We start from the raw sequence: 18,529 nt of genomic DNA on the forward strand, positions 1-18,529 counted from the left end.
GCCTCCTCCTCTCGCTCTTCGTCGCCGCCGCGCTCACGGCCTGCGCAGCCAGTCGTCCGCGATTCCGTGCAGCGCCTGCTCGTCCGGCCGAAGGTGGGAGTCGTCGAGCCGGTAGGTCAGCTCGTCGACCAGGGCGACGACTCCGTCGATGTGGCCGGTCATGCGCGCGGCCATCTCCTTCTCGCTGCGCCGCTCGACCTGCCCGCCCAGAGTGACCACGCCTTCGTGGACCCGTACGTCGAGGGTCCCCGGCGTCAGCCACAGGGTGCGCACGAGGACCTCGTCGACGACCTCGCGGCGGATCTCCTCGTCCGGGCGGAGGAACACCTGGAGCAGGTCCCGGCGCGTGATGATGCCGACGAGGCGTTCCTCCTCGTCGACCACCGGCAGTCGCTCCACCTTGTGGTGGGCCATGCTGCGAGCGGCCTCGGCGATCGTGTCGTCGGCGTGCGCGGTGACGGGCGGCTGGGACATCAGCTGGCCGGCCGTACGGGCCTCGGCCCGGCGACGCTCGGCGCGGGAGCCGCGGCCGACGCCGGGGAGGTGGAAGCGGCGCTGCGCCGCGGAGGAGCCGTCCACCGTCCGGGCCTGACGGGCCATGAGGTCCGTCTCGGAGATCACCCCGATCACCCGCTGCTCCTCGTCGACGACCGGGAGACCACTGATGCGGTGCCGGTCCAGGAGTCGCGCGATCTCCTTGAACGGGGTGGCGTACTGAACGTGGACGACCTCGCTCACCATGACGGAACCCACCTTGCTGTGTTTCATCTCCCGTGCCCCCTTTCGTCATTCGTCTTTCGTCTTTCGTCTTTCGTCTTTCGTCTTTCGTCTTTCGTCTTTCGTCTTTCGTCTTTCGTCTTTCGTCTTTCGCCATTCGTCGTTTCGTCGTGCCGGGTCAGCGCAGACGCCGCAGATACGGGTCGGCGACCCGTGCGGGCGCAAGGCGCACCCGCACGTCGAGAACGGTGACGCCCCCCGGCCACGCGAGCACCGGGTTGAGGTCGGCCTCGGCCAGTTGCGGCAGATCGCCCGCCATCGCGGAGACGCGCAGCAGCAGTTGCTCCAGTGCCTCCAGATCGACGGGGCCCTCACCGCTGCGCCCGAACAGCAGGGGGGCGCAGCGGGGCGCCGTGATCAGGTCGTGCACGTCGTGGTCGGTGAGCGGGGCGAGGCGTGCGGCGTGGTCCGCGAGGACCTCGGTGGCGGTGCCCCCGAGCCCGAACAGCACCAGCGGACCGAACACCGCGTCCTGGACGACCCCCAGGAACAGTTCGATGCCGCGCCGGGCCAGCGGCTGCACCACGGCCCCGGTCAGCAGCCCGGCGAACCGGGTCTCCAGGTCCCGCCAGCCCGCCCGCACCTGGGCGTCTCCGCGCAGGTCCAGGAGGACGGCGCGCTCCTGGGTCTTGTGCAGCAGACCCGGCCAGTACGCCTTCATCACCGTGCGGTCGTCGGGCCCTTTGAGCCGTTCGGCGGCGAGGACGGCCTCGTCCTCGGTCTCCGCCCAGGCCCAGGGCAGTTGCGGAATCCGGTAGCAGTCGAGGAGTTCGGCGCAGGCGCGCGGATCGAGCCAACCACCGTCCTCGTGCTCCGCGAGATACCGGTCGACGACGCTCCTTGCGCGAACCGGATCGGTCTCGGCGAGCTCCGGTACGGTACCCGGCGGCCGGGCGAGCCACGTCGCGCGACGCACCGCGTGGGCGAGGGCGCGCGCGGCGGCCTGTGGGTCGGCGTACGTGGGCACGCGCCCCGTGCCGGCCGGCAGCAGGCGGACGGGTTTCGCCTGGTCGAGGAGGACCGCGGCGAGCGTACGGAGGCCACCCCGTCCGGGGGCGTGGGTGAGCGCACGGACGAGGTCTTCGCCGGTCGCCGCGGAAACCGCCGTCGGGACCAGAGCCACGAGGACCGCGTCGACCGCACCGGTGGCCATGAGCCTGTCGAGGCAGGCGCTCAACTGCTGTTCGGACACGGCGGCGGTGGCGTCGACGGGATTGGTCGCGACGGCCCCGGACGGCAGGACCGACAGCAACTCGGCGACGAGTTCCGTGCCCAGTTCCGGCACCGAGAGTCCGGCCTCGGCACAGGCGTCGGCCGCGAGCACACCGGCGCCCCCCGCGTTCGTGACCACGACGACCCGATTGCCGGCCGGAAGTGGCTGACTGTGCAACAGGGCGGCGGTGTGCAGGAGTTCAGGGATGGTGCGGGTGGCGGTGATGCCGGCCTGGGTGAACAGGGCCTGCCGGGTCATCGTCCGGGTGACAGCTGCCGCGGTGTGCGAGGCGGCCGCGCGGCGCCCGGCCGCCGTGCGTCCCGCGTCGACGGTCAGCAGGGGCATACGGCGGGTGACGCGGCGCGCGGTACGGGAGAACGCCCTCGGGTTTCCGAACGACTCCAGATGCAGCAGCGCGAGATCCGTGCGCCCGTCGCTCTCCCACCACTGCAACAGGTCGTTGCCGCTGACGTCGTACTTGTCGCCCAGCGACACGAAGCTGGACACACCGATACCGAGACGGGTCAGGCCGCCGAGCAACGCGATGCCGACACCGCCCGACTGCACGGCGACCCCGGCCGTCCCGGGGCTCGGATGCGCGGCGGCGAACGTGGCATCCATCCGGACGGTGTCCTCGGCGTTGGCGAGACCGAGGCAGTTGGGGCCGACGAGGCGCATGCCGTGAGCACGGCAGGTCTCCAGGAGCTCGGCGCCCTGCGCCGCGTCGAGCCCGGCAGTGACGACGAGCAGGGCACGCACCCCCGCCTTGCCGCACTCCGCGGCAACCGCCGCGACCCCGGGCGCGGGCACCGCCACCACCACCAGATCCGGCACCGTCGGCAGTGCGGCCACGGACGACACCGCGTGGATCCCGAGGATCGCGGCGGCCTGCGGATGGACGACGTACAGACGACCGGTGTAGCCGCCGGTGGACAGATTGCGCAGGACGGCCCGCCCGACGGAGCCGGGCTTGCGCCCCGCACCGACCACGGCCACCGACCTCGGTCGCAGCAACGGGACGAGGCTGAGCACATCGGCAGCACGTCCGCGCTCCTGCACGGCCGTCACATACCTTTCCTCCTCGGCGAGTTGGACCGTGCAGTGGACTTCGGGGCCGTCGAACCGGCGGGCCGTGCGCAGCCCCAGATCGGCGAAGACCGTCAGCATCTCGTGGTTCTCGGCGAGGGCGTCCGCGGTGAACGCGGTGATGCCCTCGGCGCGTGCCGCGGACACCAGGTGCTCGATGAGGATCGTGCCGACGCCCCGGTGGTGCCATGCGTCGCCGACGGCGAGTGCGATCTCCGCAAGATCCGTGTCCGGCGTCCGCTCGTACTCCGCGACGCCGACGGGTCGCCCTTCCACCTCCGCGAGCAGACCGAGGTGACCCGGGTGGTCGGGCCCGCACATACGGTCCGCTGCACTGCGCGCCGAACGGCGGCTCGCGCCGAAGAACCGCAGTCGCAGGTTCTCCGGGGACATCGCCTCGTAGAAGGCCACCACGGTGTCGTGGTCACGGGCGTCGGCCGCCCGGATCCGTGCGGTCGTCCCGTCCGCCAGGAGCGCATGCGCCTCGGCCACGGTCTCTCGCCTGTGCGTCATGTCCTTCGCCTTCCGGGTCTCGGCGGGGCCGGCTCGACCGTCGGCTCTTCCCCTTCAGCCTCCGGGGCGGGGCCCGGCTCCCCCATGGGCTGCCCGGGTGTCGCTCCGGGGCCGTTCGGCCCCCTCGCGCTCGCCGTCCGGCCCGGCGGCGAGCGGCTCGCCGAGCTCTCCCTCGACGGCCGTGCCCATCGCCCGCAGCACCTCCAGCGTGCGGTGCGCCTCCGTCTCGTCGACGGTGGTGATGGCGAATCCGACGTGCACGACGACGTACCCGCCCTCGTCCGCGTCGGGCGTGTAGGCGAGGCACACCTCGCGGCGCACACCGCCGAAGTCGACGGTGGCCATGCGCAGTCCGGCGTCGTCGTACACGTCCAGGATCCGTCCGGGAATTCCCAGGCACATGATGCGTGCTCACTCCCTCCCCATCGCCCCTGTCGTCCTCGTTCCGGCCCCGGCCAGCCGGGCGGCCGCGACGGCCGCCTGCCCGAAGCTGATGCCGCCGTCGCCGACGGGTACGGCACGGCCCACCAGGACGCGCAGTCCCTGTGCGCGCAGCAGCCGCCGCACGTCGGCGAGCAGGCGACGGTTGACGAAGCAGCCGCCCGCCAGGCACACCGTGCGCGGGGCACCCGACTCGACGGCGCGGCCGACGAGTTCGGCGGTCACCTCCGCGACCGTGCTGTGGAAAGCGGCCGCCAGCACGGGCACGGACTCTCCGTGCGCCCGGCGCGCCAGCAGGTCGGTGAGGGTCGGCACCGGGTCGTACACCCAGAGCTCTCCGGCCCGCACGAGACGCCGATCGAGCGCGTCGACGCGTATCCGTCCTGCCACGCTCTCCACCGCGATGGCCGCCTCTCCCTCGTACGAGACGCTGTCCACCAGACCGAGCAGGCTCGCCACCGTGTCGAACAGGCGGCCCGCGCTGGACGCCCGCGGGCAGTTGACACCGCGTTCGATCATGGCGGTCACCGTCCTGGCCCCGCCCGGATCCAGCCGCTCGGTGAAGGCTCGGATCAGCTCCCCCGCCGGACCCGGCACTCCCAGCGGCTCGGCGCCGTACAGATGTCCGAGCGCGGTGCGCCAGGGGTGTCGTACGGCTGCGTCCCCTCCGGGCAGCGGAGCGGTGGCGAAACGGCCCACGCGCCGGTACGTCGTGAGGTCGGCGACCATCACCTCGCCGCCCCACAGCGTGCCGTCGTCGCCGAGCCCGAGGCCGTCGTAGGCGACTCCCGTGAAGGGACGGGTCAGTCCGTGCTCAGCGGCACACGCGGCCAGGTGGGCGTGGTGGTGCTGAACGGGCGTGCGGTGCCGAGCCGTGGTGCGCGCCCACCGGGTGGAGAGGTATCCGGGGTGCAGGTCGTGGGCGACCACCTGCGGGATGATCCCGGTCAGCGAGCACAGATCCGCGTACGAGGAACGGAAGGCTTCGTACGTCGCCGGGTTCGCCAGGTCGCCGGTGTGCGCCGCCAGATGAGCTCGCCCGTCCTCGGCGAGCGTGAAGGTGTGCTTGAGCTGGGCTCCCGCCCCGGCCACCGGCACGGGGCCCCGAAGGGGCAGCCGCAGCGGAGCCGGCGACAGACCCCGGGCCCTGCGGACCGTCACGACGGTGCGGCCGCTCACCTGGACCACCGAGTCGTCGTAGCGGGCCCGGATCGGCCGGTCGTGCCCGAGGAACCCGTCGGCCACCCCACCGAGACCGTGCCGGGCGGCCGCGTCGTCCACCGCGATCGGCTCGTCCGCGGTGTTGCCACTGGTGACGACGAGCGGTCGGTCGAGTGCGGCCAGGAGCAGGTGGTGCAGCCCCGTGGTGGGCAGGAACAGGCCGATCCGGTCCGTACCCGGGTGGACTGCCGTGGGGAGCCGGACGGTACCGGCGGTCAGCAGCACCACCGGCCGCACGGACGAGGTGAGGGCCTCGCGCGCCGTGGAGCCGACGTGGGCGAGGCGCCGTGCCGCGCCCAGGTCGCGCACCATCACGGCGAACGCCTTGCCCGGGCGCCGCTTGCGCAGCCGAAGCCGCGCCACCGCCTCCTCATCGGTCGCGTCGCACACCAACTGGTAGCCGCCGAGCCCCTTGACCGCGACGATTCCGCCCGCCTGCACGGCCCGCACCGTCGCCTGCAGCGCCGGCTCGCCGCGCAGGTCCTCCCAGCAGAGCCGCGGCCCGCAGGCCGCGCAGGCGATCGGTTCGGCGTGAAAGCGCCGGTCGCCGGGGTCCGCGTACTCGGCCGCGCACGCACCGCACATCGGGAAGCGTCGCATCGTGGTGCGGACGCGGTCGTAGGGCAGGTCCTCGATGATCGTGGCGCGCGGTCCGCAGTCGGCGCAGTTGACGAACGGGTAGCGGTGCCGACGGTCGTGCGGGTCGAACAGCTCGGTCACGCACGCCGGGCAGGTCGCCGCGTCCGGCGGAATCTCGCGCGGCCGCACGGCCGGCCACCGGCGCGGACCGCCGGAGCGCACCTCGAAGCCGCTGCCCGGTGGCGGCGACGTCGACGGCGCGGCGGCCATCCGCACCGACCGCACGCGCGCCAGGGGCGGCGGCGCGGACCGCAGGAAGCGGGCGAACTCCTCGACGTCGTCCGGCACCCCGGCGACCGTGCCCTGCACCTGTCCGTCCACGTTGGCCACCCAGCCGTCCAGCCCCAGCGATGTCGCCGTGCGGTGCACGAACGGCCGGAAGCCCACGCCCTGCACGATCCCGGTGACCTGGAAGTCCCGCACGACCCGCTGCACCTCGTCACCCCCGCGCGGCGGCGTCGCGATGCCGGACGATCTCGTCCTCCACCATCGTGGCGAGCGGCTCCACCGTGGCCGCCACCGCACGGGACATCTCGGTGCCGAGCGAACTGTCGGCGCCTTCCACCGCGTACACGACGAGGCGATCCGGCAACCGGCCCAGGACGCGGGCGAGTTCGACGGCCTCGCCCAGGCCCATCCCGTGCGAGCTCGTCGTGGGCGACCGGTTCAGCCGCTCGGAGTCGAGCTCGATGCGGTGCACCCGGCCGGGTCGGCCCGGGTGGGCGTGCGCGGCGTCCACGACGACCGCGAACCCTGCGCCTTCCCACAGGCCGATCAGATGCCCCGGATCGCCGTCGCAGGTGGCGAGGGCGGTCCCCGCGGGCAGCGGCCGGTGCGCGGCGCGCTCCCGCAGCCGTCGCACCACGGCACAGCCGATGGCGTCGTCGCGCCGGAACTCGTTGCCCACCCCGATGACCGCGATACGCGTACGTCCGTCCATGACCGCTCCGCTCTCCCTCCACTCTGCTCCGGGCCACTGCCGGGGTCGCTACGGCAGTCGGGCGCCGACGTACTCGGTGAGGTCGAGGAGCCGGTTGGTATAGCCCCACTCGTTGTCGTACCAGCCGAACACCTTGGCCAGATCGCCGTTGACCTGGGTGAGCGGGGCGTCCAGGACGCACGACGCGGGATCGCTCACCACGTCCCGCGAGACGATCGGGGCGTCGGACACCCGCAGGATCCCCTTCAGGGATCCGTCGGCCGCCTCACGGAACGCGGCGTTGACCTCGTCGGCGCTCCCCGGCCGGTCCAGGACGACGGTCAGGTCGGTCAGCGAACCGTCCTCCACCGGCACCCGCACCGCCAGCCCGTCCAGCGTTCCCGCCAGTCCGGGCAGCACCACGCCCACGGCCCTGGCCGCCCCCGTGCTCGTGGGGATGATGTTCACCGCGGCGCTGCGGCCGCGACGCGGGTCCTTGTGCGGCCCGTCCAGGACCACCTGGTCGTTCGTGTAGCCGTGGATCGTGGTCATCAGCCCCCTGGCGATGCCGAACCGCTCGTCGAGGACCTTGACCATCGGCGCGACGCAGTTCGTGGTGCACGAGGCGTTGGAGATCACGTGGTGCGCCCGCGGGTCGTACGTGTCCTCGTTGACGCCCATGACCAGGGTCGTGTCAACTCCCCTGCCCGGTACGGACAACAGCACCTTGCGCACGCCCGACCCCAGATGCGCTCCGGCCTCCTCTCGGGTCCGGAACCGGCCGGTCGACTCGATGACCACGTCCACCCCGGTCGCGCCCCAGGGCACGGCGGCCGGATCCCGCTCGGCGGTCACGACGATGCGCCGCCCGTCCACGGACAGGGACGTGTCGTCGCAGGCCACCGTGCGGCGCAGCCTGCCGTACGTGGAGTCGTACTCCAGTAGTTGCGCCAGCGCCGCGGGCGAGGTGATGTCGTTGACGGCCACGATCTCGACCGGGCAACGTGCCCCGTGATCGGCTCGTTCCAGCGCGCAGCGCAGATAGTTGCGCCCGATCCGGCCGAACCCGTTGATGCCCACGCGTACGCCCATGTCCGGTCTCCTCCCGGTCCTCTCGCCGACCCGTGCGGTCAGCCTGCCGGGGCGGCGACGGCACGGGCATGGGCCGTGCGGGGTGCGCGGCCGGGACGTTCGGCCCCTGCCGCACCCCGTTCAGTCGCCGGCCTGCCGGTGCCGTTCGTGCGTCTCGGTGGCCAGGACCGCGGCCTGGATGCGCCGCTCGACGCCCAGTTTGTGGAGCACCCGGGAGATGTGGTTCTTGACGGTCTTCTCGGCCAGGTAGAGGCGTCGGCCGATCTCCCGGTTGGTGAGGCCCTCACCGATGAGGTCGAGGATCTGCCGTTCCCGTTCCGTGAGCCGGGCGAGGGCGTCCGGTTCGGCCTCCTTCGTCTGCTCGCCGCGCAGTCGGGCCATCACCTTGGTCGCGGCACTCGGGTCGAGGAGGGACTGGCCGGAGGCCACCGTGCGCACGGCGCCGACCAGGTTCGAGCCCTCGATCTGCTTCAGCACGTACCCCGCCGCACCCGCCATGATCGAGTCGAGCAGGGCCTCCTCGTCATCGAAGGAGGTGAGCATGAGGCAGGCCAGTTCGGGCATGCGCGAGCGCAGTTCCCGGCAGACGGTGACGCCGTCGCCGTCCGGCAGCCTGACGTCGAGCACGGCGACGTGCGGGCGCAACGCGGGGACACGCGCCAGCGCCTGTTCGACCGTGGCGGCCTCGCCGACGACCGTGATGTCCTGCTCGTCCTCCAGCAGGTCGTGGACTCCGCGCCGGACCACCTCGTGGTCGTCGAGGAGGAAGACCCGGATGGGAGTGCTGGGGCCGAGCTTCCCGTTGTCCGTCATCGACGGCTCCTTCCCACGCGTCGGACCCTGGCACCCCGATCCTTCGCGGTTCCGGACCCCGGGTCCAGGGCCGACCGGCCCTGGAGGGGCGGCACTTCGCCATCCGTCCACCACGCACCGCAGGTACCTGTCGTCACCCTGGACTCGAGCACCGGTGTCCGAGAGCATGCGGAGGGAGACATGAACCCGCCGTGAAAGCGCACAGGCACTCGACCACCGGCTCCATGCGGTTGATGCCTCGACCCCGAGCTCACACGCCGCGGCGGTCTGGCCGATACGCGCGCCCGCGCCGCCGCCCTCCACGGCTCGTTCACGGTCACCGCCGACGCACCTCACGGAACGATCCTCCAATGGACCGTCGCGCTGGACTCCGCGCCCCCATGAGACGGCACGCACCCCTGCGACGCGTGCCCTTCCGCCCCACCCGTCCATGGGCCGGACGCCCCATGCCCGGGGACCGGTTCGCACCTCCACCCCTCACCGCAGCGGTGCCAGCCTGGGCCGGGCGGGACTCGGGGAGACGGGTCCCCGAAAGGAGGCGGGGACAGTGGAAGGTCTGCTGATCGTGGGGGTGGACGGCTCGGAGTCCAGCCTGCGGGCCCTGGACTGGGCAGTCGACGAGGCCGAACGCCGCGGCACGGGTCTGCGCGTGGTCCACGCCTCGCGCTGGGAGCGGTACGAGGGACATCAGCCGTCCTTCGACGTCAACCGCCGTTCTGTCGAACAGTACGCCGAGCACATCGCCGCACAGGCCGCCGAGCGCGCCCGGCAACGCGCGCCCCGATCGACGATCACCACCCATGTGGTGCCACAGGACCCGGCAGCCGCACTCATCGAGGCGTCAAGGGAAGCGTCCGCGGTGGTCGTGGGAAGTCGCGGGCGCGGCACGTTCGCCGGTCTGCTGCTCGGCTCGGTGAGCCTGCCCGTGGCCGCGCACGCCGAGACGCCCGTCATCGTCGTACGCGGCGACGACAAGAACGTGAACGGCGGTCTCGGCCGGATCACCCTGGGGGTCGGCCCGCCCGAACGGGCCGCAGCGGCAGCCGAGTTCGCCCTCCGCGAGGCCGAACTGCGGGGCTGCGACGTCCTGGCACTGCGCGCCTGGCGATGCCCGGCCCACGAGCTGCCCGACTACCCGACCGCCGACTTCGCGAACCACGTCGTCCATGCCGAGAACGAGCTGACGGCAGCCCTGCACGACGCCCGGAAGGCTCACCCGGCCGTGACCGTGCACGCGACACCGCACGAAGGGCGGGCGCGGGACGTGCTGGTGGAGTCGTCTGCGCTCTCGGACCTCCTGGTCGTCGGAGCCCGCCGCCGCGGCAGTGGCCTCGGGCTGCAACTGGGCCCTGTGGGGCATGCGGCGCTTCACCACTCCGCATGTCCGGTCGCGATGGTCCCGCACATCTGATCTCGGCCTGCGGCGCTGGACCAGCGGGTCGCCCGAGAGGCCCCACAGCGGCGGCGCGAACGGACGCTCGTCGCCAGACCGCGCCCCCGGGCGGGAGGGGGCGCGGCGCCGTTGTCGGGCGGGTCAGTCCTTCGCGCTCACCGCCGCCGTGTTGTAGCCCTGCGCCCGCAGGACCGGGCGGTGGTCACGGCCGAGCGCGGAGGAGGGCCAGGAGACGGTGACCGTGCGGGACTCACCGGGCAGCAACCAGAGGTAGTTGTCGCCGTACTCGGTCGGCAGCACCCGCGCGCCGTGCTCGTCCAGGAGCGAGAGACGCACCATCGCGGCCACGGACGAGCCGGTGTTGCGGAGCACGGCCGTCGCCTGCTGCCGGGAGCCGGACGGATCGGATCGCCGCAGCGACAGGGAGAGTTTCGTCTTCTTCGCGGAGTTGAGCGCCTTCATGGCGGACGGTTCGCGGTAGCGCCAGTACGTGTTGCGGGACAGGACGGTGCCGCGGGACGAGGTCAGGGTCAGGCGCAGCAGGTGGAGGTCGGGCAGCTTCTTGTCGAAGGGCACCGTGAAGGCCTTCGCGATCGCCGACGGGGCGATGTCGAGGCGGGTCCGCTCGGTGCCGGCCACCCGCCTGCCGTTCAGGTCGTACGCCTCGGCGGTGACCACGGCGTCCTTCAGCGCGTCCGGGGTGTGGTTGAGCGCCGTCACCTGGCCGGTGGTCGGGTCGGCCTGCACGTGATGGCGCTCGCAGGCGGAACGAGAGCCGTAGTAGAAGCCGTTGACGTCGAAGTCGTAGTCGTACGTCTGCCAGACCGTGCTGTGCCAGGCCGGATGGGACATCCACAGCATCAGTCCGCTGGCGTCGTCCCACATGCGGGCGTTCCACGCCTCGAACATCGCCCGGCTGTTCTCGAAGTTGACGAACTGCGCCTTGCGCACCAGGTCGTCCAGGCCGGTCGCCTCGCCCAGCCGTGCCTCGATCGCGGCCAGGTACTGCTGCGGCGCCTGGTTACCGTGCTCGCTCCAGTCGTGGTAGTACCACGAACCGCCGATCGGCCAGTCCGGCTGCTCGTCGCCGATCAGGTTCCGCATGCTCGCCTCGGTCGAGACGACCGGCATCCCGATCTCGGTGTGGAAGCCGAAGCTGTGGCTGCCGTAGAGCGACGGGTCGTAGTAGCGGTCCGGCTCCACCCAGTTGTAGGGGCCGCCGCCGCTGATGATCCCGCCGGCGGAGTTGTTCTGGTAGAGGATGCCGGGCGCCTGCGACTGCACGGCCTGCCGCATGCCGTCGTCGATGGCCTTGGGCGGGTTGCCCTCGTTGGCACCGCACCAGACGACCACGCTCGGGTGGATGCGGTACCGCAGCACCGTGTCGGCGGCGATGGAGTTGTACGCCTCGTGGTCCGGCGGGTCCATGCCCCAGGCGTTGGGGAAGTCGTTCCACACCAGCAGCCCGTGCTCGTCGCACTTCGCGAAGAACTCCTCGCGGTTGCTGGAGCCGACCCAGTTGCGGATCATCGTGAAGTTCATGTCGCGGTGCATGCGCACGGCGGTGTCCATCCGGGAGGACGGCATCCGGCGGAGCAGCTCGTCCCAGCCCCAGTTGCCGCCCCTGACCAGCACCCGGGTGCCGTTGACGCTGATCTTCAGCGGCTCCGGGGTGTTGTCGACCGTCTTGAGGTCGGTCCAGTTCTCGTTGTCGTCGGAGGACTGGATCACGTACGTCTTGGGATACGCCGCCTCCCACAGGACCGCGACCTCGTCGAACCGCTGCGCGGAGCCCAGGTCCACCGTGATCCACTGGTTGTCCTCGTAGGCGGAGGACCAGCGGGAGCCGGCATCGCCGTCGGTGGCGTTCGCGGCCGGGTGCGACGACTCCTCGCTGGAGGCGCCGACCTTGGCGTGCAGCGCCAGATCGGTGCCGGGAGTGCCGCTGTGGATCACCGAGAACGCCCACAGCGAGTTGCCCCAACTGGTGTTCCGCTCACCGCACTTCAGCCGCACGTACCGGGCCGTGGTCTCCGGCACGGTCTCGCGCCGCAGGCTCGCGTCGCCGCCGTTGAAGGGCAGCGGCACGGCGCTGTTGTCGACGGCCTTGGCGTCCGTCCACGTGTCGCCGTCCGTGGACGTCTGCACCACGTACGTCTTCGCGTACGCCCTCTCCCAGGTCACGTCCACCCGGTCGAAGGACTGGACCGCGCCCAGGTCGACCTGGACCCACTGGTCGTCCGCGTAGTCCGACACCCATCGTGTCTTGTCGTCACCGTCACTGACGGCCGCCGGGTCGGTGCCGTCCGCGCTGCTGGAGGCCGTGGCCTTGCCGTGCAGGGCCAGGTCGGTGCCCGCGTTCGCCCGGTCCACGACCGAGAGCCCCCACAGGGAGAAGCCCCAGTCGGTCGCGCGCTTCCCGCACGTGATGCGCACGTGGCGGGCCCGGACCGCGGAGTCGAGGACCACCTGCTGCGTGTACGCGTCCGATGAGGCGGTGAAGGGCAGCGGCACCGCGTACTCGTAGCCGAACTGCCGGATGCCGAAGCGGGTGGTGCGGCGGTCGCTGGTGCGTCCGGAGACCGCCGCGGTCAGGGTGAGGTCGTGCAGGGCCGGGTCGCCGTAGCCGTTGGGCCACCACAGCTTCGGGTCGCGCAGCTTCAGCGCGGGGAAGTCGCCGGGGGCGAAGGTGACCTCGGTGCTCTTCCCGGCCGCGACGGTGACCTTCGTGCTGACCCGCACCCCGCCGAACGCGGCGGTGACGGTGACGTCGTGGGCCGTGGTGTCGGCGTTGCGCACCGGCACCACGATCGTCACCTCGGCGGTCGAGGTGTCCGGAAGCTTCGGCAGAACGGTGTCCACGCGGGGATCGCCGATCACGGCGTGCCCGGTCGAGCGCAGCCGCACGTGGTTCCAGATGCCGGCCGCCCGGTCGCGCACGGCGGGCATCCAGTCCCAGCCCGAAGAGGCGAGGTAGGTCGGCGAGTTGAGGTTCATCTGGCCCGCACCGGCGTCCACCCACGCCTCACCGGCCGGACCCTTGTCGCCGGGGCTGCCGGGCACCGGCATCGGGGTGATCCGCACCGCCAGGGCCTGCGTGCCGCTGGCCAGCAGTCCGGTCACGTCGTACGCGGCACGGGCGAAGGGGAAGGTGAGCGTGCCGGCCTCGTGTCCGTTCAGCCACACCTCCGCCTCGTGGTTGACGCCGTCGAACTCCAGCCAGACGTGCCGTCCCCGGCCGGTGTCCAGGCCGTGCGGCAGCTCGAAGTCCCGCTTGTACCACCAGGAGTGACGCGACAGGGCCTCGGGAGCGTGCAGGTTGCCGAACCCGGCCACCGGGTCGGGCAGCCTGCCCTGCTCGACGAGCGCCCCGTGCACCGTCCCGGGCACCACCGCGGGCAGCCAGCCGCTGGTGTCCACGCCCTTGCGCGACAGGTCACCGCCCGCGCCGTCCGCCCAGTCGTCCATGGTCAGCACCCAGCCGGACTCCAGCGGCACCGTGCCGTCGGCGGCGAGCTCCAGGCGCGGCGGCCGGTGGTCATGCCGGCCCCAGTCGGTCCACCCGGTGGCCGCGGGACGACCGGCGGGCGCGGTGCCGTGCACCTCGAACCCGTTCAGGCCCAGCGGGTTGGCGGAGGACCGCTTGGTGGACGTCATCCGCACCCAGCGCGCCCGCACCGGCTTGGCCGGGGTGATGTCCACCGTGCCGCCGGTCCCAGAGGTCGTGCGGTGGATGCCCGTCCAGGACTTTCCGTCCAGTGACGTCTCCACCGTGAACGCGGTGGCGTAACTGGACAGGATCTCCTTGCCGGTGGTGCCGTCCGACCAGTTGCCGGTCGGCTTCGGCACGAACACCGGGTCGCCCTCGGCGGCTTCGAACGTCAGCCGCACCGAAGCCACCTCGCAGGGCGCCTGCAGATCCACCGACACCCACTGCGGATCGCCGTCCGCGGCCCGCCAGCCGGTGCCCTTGACGCCGGCCGACGTCACCTTGTCCACCACGAACTCCGCGGGCGTGGGCGCGTAGGCGGTGGAGGAGACCCGGACCGGCCGGTACGCGGCCAACTCGCCCTCGGCGGCCGATGATCCGTGCCCTGCGGGCGAGCCCGCCGCGCTCGGCGCTGCGGCAACGCTCCGGCCGGGCAGCGCGGCGGCCAACCCGAACCCGGCGAGCAGGGTCGAACCGGCGGTGACGACCGATCGGCGGGAAGGACGGGAGGGCTGATCCGGTCTTGGTGCCATGGCGAATGTCCCATCGGGTGCGGAAAGGTGGGGCGGGTGCGGCCCTGACCACCGCACCCACCGGGGTGACAACGTTGTCTACGCATGTCCGGACGGAGCCGTCGAGACATGGGGGTGCCCAGGCGGCGAAGTCGCCGGAACCTGAACCGGAATGACAACGTTGCCAAGATTCCGGCCGAGCCTGCTCAAAAGTCAAGGACTGCGCCAGGATTGGTTCACCGGAGAGCACTTGGCCACCCGGACCGACCTGCGCAATCCCGAGAGTTGCGCCGTGCTCGGCCGGGACGTCCAGGTACCCCCGACCTGCTCGCCCCGGTACTGGCTGACTTCTTCGGCGCCACGACGCTGGGGTGAGCGGCGGCGGCTGGTGGCCGCGTTTCGAACGCGACGTGCTGGTCGCATCACTGGCGGAGAACGCCCGACGGTCCTTCTGGGACGAATGGTCGCAGGTCACCTGCCCGACGTGGCCGTCGTCGGTCAGTCCGGCGTCATCTCGCCCGCGGAGATCGACGAGATGTTCCGGCGGCGACAGGGGACCGTGGCCCTGAGCGCCCTGGGTGCGGGACACGACGTTCACCTGGAACGTCCGGCAGTCCTGCGGGGCGTCGCCCTCGAGTTCCTTGCAGGTGCCGACCGAGCCGCCGGCGAACGGACGGCGTAACGGCGCTTTCGCCCCCGGCCGTCGGCCGGTGTTCCGGCCTGGCCCAGCACCGGCCGAGCACTGACCCATCGCGGCCCGATCGTAGGAATCCCCATCACGGCGACACCCCGCCCAGTAAGCTCCCCATCGGCATAGTGAGCATTACATGACGACGGAAGCGGCCTTGCCGCGGGAGGCGCGATGCTTGCGGACACCGTGAGGACATGGGTGGCGGGCTGGGCGATGTCACGGCGCACACCCGCGCCGGTCGAACTGCCGTGGGGGTTCTACATCGAGGTGAGCGACAACCCCGCCGAAGTGGGGCGGCATGTCCTGCCGGAGACCGATGAGGCGCTGGTCCGCAGCGCCGTCGCCTCGGTGACGGTGCCGCGGACCTGGATGAAGATGCCTGCCGAGCCCGACGAGGTCGAGCCCTGGCTTTCGCCGGAGTGGGTGGTCGCCTGGGAGGAGACCGGGCACCTGATGGCCAAGGACCTGACGCACACGCGCCCGGTCGCGCCCAAGGGATACACCGTGACCGTCGAGGACGTCGACGGCGTCGTCCACGTGCGCGTACTGGACGCCACCGGCCGTCCGGCGGCCAACGGGCAGGCCGCGATCCTCGGAGACGCCGCGGTGGTGGACCGGGTGGTGACCGAGGAGGCTCATCGGCGGCGCGGGCTCGGCGGCTTCGTGATGCACACGCTCGCCGACCAGGCCGTGGACCGGGGCGTGGCCGTTGGCGTGCTCGGCGCGACGGACGCCGGGCGCGCGCTGTACGAGACCCTGGGCTGGAAGAAGCATTCGACCTTGGCGGAATGCATCTACCGGCCCTGACCTTGGAAGTTCACCCGGTAGCGCAGGTGCGTGACGCCCCGTCCCTCCAGCCGGCGGACGGGCTCGAGCTCGATGTGGTCACTGCCGAGGTGGTCGAAGAGCCGTCGGCCCTCTCCGAGGAGCACCGGAACCAGGTGGATCTCCATCTCGTCGAGCTGCCCCGCGCGCAGCAGCGCTTGTGCCGCGCCGGCGCCGTGCACCATGACGGGGAGTCCTCCGGCGGCCGCGCGGGCCTGCCGGGCGCAGTCCTCGACGTCGGTGACGAACCGGGCCTGGCCGGGCGGTACGTCGCCGTCGGCGACGTGGTGGGTGAGGACGAAGATCGGTACGCCGTCGTGGTGGTCGCCCTGCCAGCGCCCGGCGAGTTCGAAGGTCCGGCGGCCGGAGATCACCGCGCGGGTCGCCAGTGCTTCGCGGTAGACCTGTCCGTCGGGGCCGTCGGAGTCCCGGTCGTCGAGCCAGTTGAAGAGGCGTCCGCCGTCGCGCCCGAGCTCCTGGCCCGGTTTGTCGTCCGGGCCCGCGATGTAGCCGTCGAGGGACATCGACATGTACAGCCGAATCGGATTGCGCATGCTGGCCTCCGGCGTCCCCCGCGGTGATGGGTGTGTTGCAAGAGATGACCGCCGGCGACCGGCAAACTCATCGGCGCGGCTGGTTCACAGCTCCGCACGGCTAGACGTGACGGGTGTCACAACCTCTCCGCCCAGAAAGATTGTCCCTCCCTGGGGCGTGCCACCGCCGATAGGTGAAACCGTTCTTTCTGCACCGGGAGGAAGCCCACCATGTCCGGCAACACCACTGCGCAAGGTCCAGCCGTTCCCGCTCGAAGGCGCACCGAGCTGCCGGTTGGCGCCACAGCCCTCGCCCGGCCAACGCCCGAGCCCGCGTCGCAGGCGCCGCATCCCCAGGACGCCTCCGTGGACAGGCATGTGCTGGAGGCGCTCCTGGCGGGGCTCGAGGATCTCGTTGCCGGTCGGCACTCGCCCGACACCGCACTCGTCGACCTCACGGACGAGCAGGTCGTCGCGCTCGCCGAGAGCGCGCTGGTCGACATGCTGGCGACCGCGTTGCCGGGCGCGGACGCGTCGAAGGCGACGAACAGCCTCGCCTTCGAGCGAGTGCGGTGCGGGGTCTACTCCGTGCGCGTCCACAGTGCGGTCACGGTCCGCCCCTTCGAGGACTGGCCGCACCTGCGGTCGACGGTCGCGACACAGCTCAAGGGCATCGCCTTGAACGTCGAGTTCGTCGCTCAGATGCGACTGGCATCGGACGGCCGGGCCCACGGGAACCTGGAGGTGGCCGCCGTGCACTACGACGCCATCGCGGCCCTGCAAGCGCGTGAGGCTGCCCTTCAGGGTCAGGTCGAGCCCGTGGCCGGCCTCGCCTCGCTCGTCCTGGGACTGCACCGCTCGGAGCGATGGAACGAAGCGGTGTCCACCGCTCTGCTGGGAAGCTGGACACAGCCGCTGCTGAGCGACCCGGGCAACAGCCGGTCGGCCATGGAACGGCTCAAGGCCGAGGCGCGGACCATTCACACCCAGCTCGTCCCCCTGTGGCGGCGTGAGACAAGTGGCGCGCGCGTATTGCTTCTTGACGCCCCCGCGGGGAACGGCACGACCCTCTACGACCTGGTCGTCAGCGGCACGGCCAGGGAGGACACAACCTCCTTCGACGCGGCCGACGACGCCCGGCTCGGCGTACTGCTCCGCGCCTTGCGACCCGAGGAACGCGCGGTGGTGCTGGCCCGCGCCTGCCCAGGGGTGGCCTCCTGGGAAGAGGCCGCCCTCGTCGCGGGTGCCGCCGACCCTGGCGCCATGGGCAGGCGGGTGCGGCGCAAGGTCAACCGCATCAAGTCCCGCCACGCAGCACGTGCCGCCGCAGCGCTTCGGCGGGGCTCGGAACTCCGGTCGGACCGTCCGGAGTCGGGTGGGCGAGGTGAATAGCGACCGGCAGGTCAGCCTGCGTACGGCCGTTCTCCTCCTGGCAGGCGCGGTCACCGTCCTGGTGGCCGTGCGCAATCCCCAGCTGGGCATGGCCGTGGGGATCGGCGTCGCCGTGGTCACCCTGCTGGACCTGCTGATGGAGTAGCCACGGGGCCCGGCCCGGCACCCGTACCGATGTGACCGCACACGGATCAAGCAGTCGGGCCGGGGCCGCCGGCAGATCTTCCGCCATGTAGATCCGCCGGCGGCCTTCCACGCGCTGAAGGAGATCGTCCTTCAGGGAAGGTCGCTGCTGCCGCCCAGGTTCGCGATCATTCGCCGCAGGACGTTGAGCGCCGCCACATACTCAGCCGCCGGGATGCCGTCATGTATCTGGGCGTGAGCGCGTGCGTTGCGCTCCTTCGCACGGAGTCGTCCGGCCTCACCGGCCTCGGTGAGCGTCAGCGTCCCGCCCTCCTCGTCCATCCAGCCACGCGCGACCAGATCGTCGAAGACGCCGCCGAAATCGATCCCGAGATCATCGAAGGGGACCAGCCGCTCGCTGAGCGTCTCGCGGTTCCAGGTGCCCGGAGCACCGGCGACGTGGTTGAGCGTCCACCAATGCGGCTGAGTGAGGTCTTCCACCGCCAACTCCGCACGAATCCGCCCCACCACGGTGCGGCACGCCACCCCGCTCCAGTAGCCGATGGGCTGGGAAGCAAGCGCCTCCTGGGAGTAGTTCTTCATGATCACGCCCATGCGTTTCTTCTCTCTCCGACGA

At 71.8% G+C, this 18,529-nt stretch carries 15 protein-coding genes; 5 read left to right on the forward strand and 10 right to left on the reverse strand.

What is annotated here, in order from left to right; translation table 11 throughout:
* Positions 1–33 precede the first annotated feature (33 nt).
* The 7 genes from RBJ77_RS51505 to RBJ77_RS51535 all read right to left on the reverse strand — a co-directional run bounded on the left by RBJ77_RS51505 (position 34) and on the right by RBJ77_RS51535 (position 8,714).
* The gene (locus RBJ77_RS51505) at positions 34–768 is read right to left on the reverse strand and encodes a CBS domain-containing protein (RefSeq protein ID WP_372351284.1); all 735 of its coding nucleotides are present in this window, start codon (positions 766–768) and stop codon (positions 34–36) included.
* A gap of 127 nt (positions 769–895) precedes the next feature.
* Entirely contained in the window at positions 896–3,589 is a 2,694-nt protein-coding gene (locus tag RBJ77_RS51510) for a GNAT family N-acetyltransferase (protein WP_372351285.1), read from the reverse strand.
* A 54-nt stretch (positions 3,590–3,643) separates the two neighbouring features.
* Positions 3,644–3,991, reverse strand: coding sequence for a HypC/HybG/HupF family hydrogenase formation chaperone (locus RBJ77_RS51515; protein WP_372351286.1), 348 nt, complete (start codon positions 3,989–3,991; stop codon positions 3,644–3,646).
* 9 nt (positions 3,992–4,000) lie between these two features.
* Positions 4,001–6,313: a carbamoyltransferase HypF gene (hypF, locus tag RBJ77_RS51520; protein ID WP_372351287.1), complete on the reverse strand. Its 2,313-nt coding sequence runs from the start codon at positions 6,311–6,313 to the stop codon at positions 4,001–4,003.
* Between the two features lie 16 nt (positions 6,314–6,329).
* A complete protein-coding gene (locus RBJ77_RS51525; RefSeq protein ID WP_372351288.1) occupies positions 6,330–6,830 on the reverse strand; it encodes a hydrogenase maturation protease in 501 nt (166 codons plus the stop codon).
* A 48-nt stretch (positions 6,831–6,878) separates the two neighbouring features.
* Positions 6,879–7,901, reverse strand: a complete 1,023-nt coding sequence (gap, locus tag RBJ77_RS51530; protein ID WP_372351289.1) for a type I glyceraldehyde-3-phosphate dehydrogenase — start codon at positions 7,899–7,901, stop codon at positions 6,879–6,881.
* Between the two features lie 120 nt (positions 7,902–8,021).
* On the reverse strand, positions 8,022–8,714 hold the full coding sequence (locus RBJ77_RS51535) for a response regulator (RefSeq protein WP_372351290.1): 693 nt from the start codon (positions 8,712–8,714) through the stop codon (positions 8,022–8,024).
* Positions 8,715–9,261: 547 nt separating this feature from the next.
* On the opposite strand from RBJ77_RS51535, the gene RBJ77_RS51540 reads away from it, so the two are divergent.
* The gene (locus RBJ77_RS51540) at positions 9,262–10,125 is read left to right on the forward strand and encodes a universal stress protein (RefSeq protein ID WP_372351291.1); all 864 of its coding nucleotides are present in this window, start codon (positions 9,262–9,264) and stop codon (positions 10,123–10,125) included.
* A gap of 123 nt (positions 10,126–10,248) precedes the next feature.
* Here the strand turns inward: RBJ77_RS51540 and RBJ77_RS51545 are convergent, their stop codons facing one another.
* The gene (locus tag RBJ77_RS51545; RefSeq protein ID WP_372351292.1) at positions 10,249–14,349 is read right to left on the reverse strand and encodes a discoidin domain-containing protein; all 4,101 of its coding nucleotides are present in this window, start codon (positions 14,347–14,349) and stop codon (positions 10,249–10,251) included.
* Positions 14,350–14,788: 439 nt separating this feature from the next.
* Between RBJ77_RS51545 and RBJ77_RS51550 the strand changes: the two genes are divergently transcribed.
* Together RBJ77_RS51550 and RBJ77_RS51555 are read left to right on the forward strand one after the other, a co-directional pair.
* Positions 14,789–15,010, forward strand: a complete 222-nt coding sequence (locus tag RBJ77_RS51550; protein WP_372351293.1) for a hypothetical protein — start codon at positions 14,789–14,791, stop codon at positions 15,008–15,010.
* A gap of 180 nt (positions 15,011–15,190) precedes the next feature.
* Positions 15,191–15,826: a GNAT family N-acetyltransferase gene (locus RBJ77_RS51555; protein WP_372351294.1), complete on the forward strand. Its 636-nt coding sequence runs from the start codon at positions 15,191–15,193 to the stop codon at positions 15,824–15,826.
* Here RBJ77_RS51555 and RBJ77_RS51560 read toward each other — a convergent pair.
* Positions 15,814–16,398: a dihydrofolate reductase family protein gene (locus RBJ77_RS51560; RefSeq protein ID WP_372351295.1), complete on the reverse strand. Its 585-nt coding sequence runs from the start codon at positions 16,396–16,398 to the stop codon at positions 15,814–15,816. The genes RBJ77_RS51555 and RBJ77_RS51560 overlap by 13 nt on opposite strands.
* Before the next feature lie 345 nt (positions 16,399–16,743).
* Between RBJ77_RS51560 and RBJ77_RS51565 the strand changes: the two genes are divergently transcribed.
* Both RBJ77_RS51565 and RBJ77_RS51570 read left to right on the forward strand, forming a co-directional pair.
* The gene (locus tag RBJ77_RS51565; RefSeq protein WP_372351296.1) at positions 16,744–17,769 is read left to right on the forward strand and encodes a hypothetical protein; all 1,026 of its coding nucleotides are present in this window, start codon (positions 16,744–16,746) and stop codon (positions 17,767–17,769) included.
* Positions 17,753–17,914: a hypothetical protein gene (locus tag RBJ77_RS51570; protein WP_372351297.1), complete on the forward strand. Its 162-nt coding sequence runs from the start codon at positions 17,753–17,755 to the stop codon at positions 17,912–17,914. Before RBJ77_RS51565 ends, RBJ77_RS51570 begins: the two co-directional genes overlap by 17 nt.
* Positions 17,915–18,045: 131 nt before the next feature.
* On the opposite strand, the gene RBJ77_RS51575 is transcribed toward RBJ77_RS51570, so the two are convergent.
* A complete protein-coding gene (locus tag RBJ77_RS51575) occupies positions 18,046–18,507 on the reverse strand; it encodes a MarR family winged helix-turn-helix transcriptional regulator (protein WP_372351298.1) in 462 nt (153 codons plus the stop codon).
* Between the last annotated feature and the right edge of the window lie 22 nt (positions 18,508–18,529).

Source organism: Streptomyces sp. KL116D, from assembly GCF_030766975.1.
Lineage (GTDB): Bacteria > Actinomycetota > Actinomycetes > Streptomycetales > Streptomycetaceae > Streptomyces > Streptomyces longispororuber_A.

Coding starts and splice junctions, on each gene's coding strand:
- RBJ77_RS51505 (WP_372351284.1), bottom strand. CDS start 768: ATGAAACACAGCAAGGTGGGTTCCGTCATGGTGAGCGAGGTCGTCCAC.
- RBJ77_RS51510 (WP_372351285.1), bottom strand. CDS start 3,589: ATGACGCACAGGCGAGAGACCGTGGCCGAGGCGCATGCGCTCCTGGCG.
- RBJ77_RS51515 (WP_372351286.1), bottom strand. CDS start 3,991: ATGTGCCTGGGAATTCCCGGACGGATCCTGGACGTGTACGACGACGCC.
- RBJ77_RS51525 (WP_372351288.1), bottom strand. CDS start 6,830: ATGGACGGACGTACGCGTATCGCGGTCATCGGGGTGGGCAACGAGTTC.
- gap (WP_372351289.1), bottom strand. CDS start 7,901: ATGGGCGTACGCGTGGGCATCAACGGGTTCGGCCGGATCGGGCGCAAC.
- RBJ77_RS51535 (WP_372351290.1), bottom strand. CDS start 8,714: ATGACGGACAACGGGAAGCTCGGCCCCAGCACTCCCATCCGGGTCTTC.
- RBJ77_RS51545 (WP_372351292.1), bottom strand. CDS start 14,349: ATGGCACCAAGACCGGATCAGCCCTCCCGTCCTTCCCGCCGATCGGTC.
- RBJ77_RS51550 (WP_372351293.1), top strand. CDS start 14,789: ATGGTCGCAGGTCACCTGCCCGACGTGGCCGTCGTCGGTCAGTCCGGC.
- RBJ77_RS51555 (WP_372351294.1), top strand. CDS start 15,191: ATGCTTGCGGACACCGTGAGGACATGGGTGGCGGGCTGGGCGATGTCA.
- RBJ77_RS51560 (WP_372351295.1), bottom strand. CDS start 16,398: ATGCGCAATCCGATTCGGCTGTACATGTCGATGTCCCTCGACGGCTAC.
- RBJ77_RS51575 (WP_372351298.1), bottom strand. CDS start 18,507: ATGGGCGTGATCATGAAGAACTACTCCCAGGAGGCGCTTGCTTCCCAG.